Source organism: Candidatus Hydrogenedentota bacterium (assembly GCA_019695095.1).
In the GTDB taxonomy this organism is placed as follows: domain Bacteria; phylum Hydrogenedentota; class Hydrogenedentia; order Hydrogenedentales; family SLHB01; genus JAIBAQ01.
The window spans coordinates 1-2,525 of record JAIBAQ010000404.1 but is presented as its reverse complement, the minus strand read 5'-3'; the positions used below and the strand labels follow the sequence as shown (position 1 = coordinate 2,525).

1 protein-coding gene is annotated in these 2,525 nt (G+C 57.3%); it reads left to right on the top strand.

The genetic code is table 11. The features are described 5' to 3' along the window. Positions 1-1,579 precede the first annotated feature (1,579 nt). Positions 1,580-2,464: a TIM barrel protein gene (locus K1Y02_26905; GenBank protein ID MBX7260013.1), complete on the top strand. Its 885-nt coding sequence runs from the start codon at positions 1,580-1,582 to the stop codon at positions 2,462-2,464. The last annotated feature ends 61 nt before the right edge of the window (positions 2,465-2,525 follow it).

Below are 2,525 nucleotides of genomic sequence, written 5' to 3'. Positions count from 1 at the left end.
GCTGAAGAGAAGCCGGCTGCCTTACTGTCTGTGCAAGCATCGCCGGCACCATCAAAAGATAGAAGAACCCCAATGCGCGAGTCGTCAACATCTTGCCTCCACGATTCATCTACACCGATTGCGTCCTGTCCTTCGAATGCGAGCAGTGGTCCGGCAGGCCACATGGAATCCTCATGGCCACTGGCAGTGTATATGATTCCTAGTCCACTCCACCTGAGTGTACGGCGACGTAGCGCCATACGTACGGCAGAGATCAGCGAATTCCTCGGCCTGGTTGCTCGGAATGGCATAAGCACCCGTGATTGCACGAACGTCGGCGGCTCGTCCCCTATTGTGTTCGTGATGTGAAGGTTCCCACGTTGCGTCAATGTCGAACAGTCCTCCCATGGGGAGCGACATGTCATTTACCGCGAGCTTGACTTGTGACGGGTAGGCCGCCAAGAAGGCAACAGCAGAGTACCACAGCCCATAAGCAGGCTCAGACATCATCCAGTGGTTCGCCGTATTCGTGTTTTCGTGTTCTGGTCGCTGTCCAACATGGATCCACTGAGGTTTCTCTTCTACCCAATATATGTCTGTCCACCCAACTTTAGTAGGAGTAGCTGGAGCATACCTGAGCGCACGCCTGGAGGTATTCTTCATGCGCGATCATCCGGCGAACGTCTGTTGCGGGGGCGGGATAATTGCCGCGCTCTCCGGCCTTTAGCCAGACGTATGCCTGTGAAGAGTTTAGTGTGAATCCATAGCTGTGAAACCACGGCCCATTCGATGTCATTGTGAATGCACTGCTGGGAATGGGTGTGGGATGATACGATCCCGATCGAGTATGCGCATTGCTTGTGATGTTCCACGCGTTGGAAGTGATGGTCAAGAAGCACGGGTAGTATGGATTGCCACCTGGCCATCCAACACATGAAACAAAGAGCAGAGTCGTTGTTCCCGGTGCATGAACCGGCTGTGCAATTGATGGAGTCTGGATGATTCCGGCCGCACCCAGAAGCCACAGAGCAGACCAGCCTCTCAGATACCGTGTCATCTCTTCTACTTGCGAACGACAGCTTGTGTCCACTTGCTTCCCTTTCTATCTCCCAAGGAACGCGAGGGCGATCACGAACTCAAACGTACTTTCACTACTCAATCGGCATTGTGCTATTTTCCGGGTAATTAGTGAATGATATTCCTATCATCGACAGATGAATATCGAGGAACCATCCCCGTTTCGCTCAGTCATATCAGCACCTTGACTTGCCAATACGATAGGATGCGTCGCGCGTACGCACCGGGATCACGTTTCTAATTCGAGATTGAAGCTCGGCATGATATCGTTCCGAGTTCCAAGATGGATTGAGCCACGCAGCAAGCGCAGAAGCCCTCATCGGGCCCAAGCATACCTTTCATTCCTACGGTGCGATCATCGTATCCGCCGTCTTACGGGACGGTCAACAGGAAGAAGGGGCATGGAACCACATTGTGCGCAGCTATTCGAATGAAAACGATAAGCACGCGAGTGGTGAATTCGCCTCCTGGAGGCTGGGCGGCGGGGCGTAGAATTGCCCAGACTCGGTGCTACGATATGGCCATGAACCGCCGCACCCTCCTCCGCGCCGCCACGCTTGCGCCCGCCGCCGGAGCCCTCATGCCCGCCTCGGCCGCCCCCTACAGCTACCACCTGCGCTATGCCCCGCGTATCGGCTTTCTCAACGCTCCTATCCCCGATCAACTGCAAGCCTACGCCGACGCCGGTTTCAAAGCGTTCGAGTACAACGGCCTGCCGCGCCACTCGAACGAAGAGATCGCCGGCTTCCGCAAGAAGATGGATGCGCTCGGCCTGAACATGGGCGTCTTCGTCGTCAACTCCGGCGGCTGGAAGGCTTCGGCCACGGTCGACAAGCAGTATCACGCCAAGTTCTTCGAAGACGTGAAGCGCGCGGTGGAGATCCACAACATCATCGGCAACGAGTGCGCCACGGTCACCACCGGCCTCGCCGTGCCGCAGTTGAGCTTCACCGAACAGACGGCCAATTGCGTCGAGGCTTTCCGCCGCGCCGCCGAAATGGCCGAGAAGACCAAGATGGTCTTCGTGCTCGAGCCGCTGAACATCCGCGTCGACCATGCCGGTTACTTCGTCGTCTATAGCGACCACGGCGCCGAGATCGTCGAGCGCGTCAACCACCCCAACTTCCGCCTGCTGTTCGACATGTACCACCAGCAGATCTCCGAAGGAAACCTCATCAATCACATCCGCAAGCACTGGGACAAGATCGGCTACTTCCAGGTGGGCGACGTTCCGGGCCGCCGCGAACCGGGCACGGGCGAGGTGAACTGGAGCAACGTCTTCAAGGCCATCCACGAGAAGGGTTACAAGGGCATTCTCGGCATGGAACACGGGCTGTCGGGCGGCGTCGGTCCGGCCGGCATGCAGAAGTGCTTTGACGCCTACCGCAAAGCGGACCAGTGGAGCTAGGCGCCCGGCGATCGGCGTAAACAGACCATGGGCGCAAAAAAACGCTGGTGCCCCGCCGCGA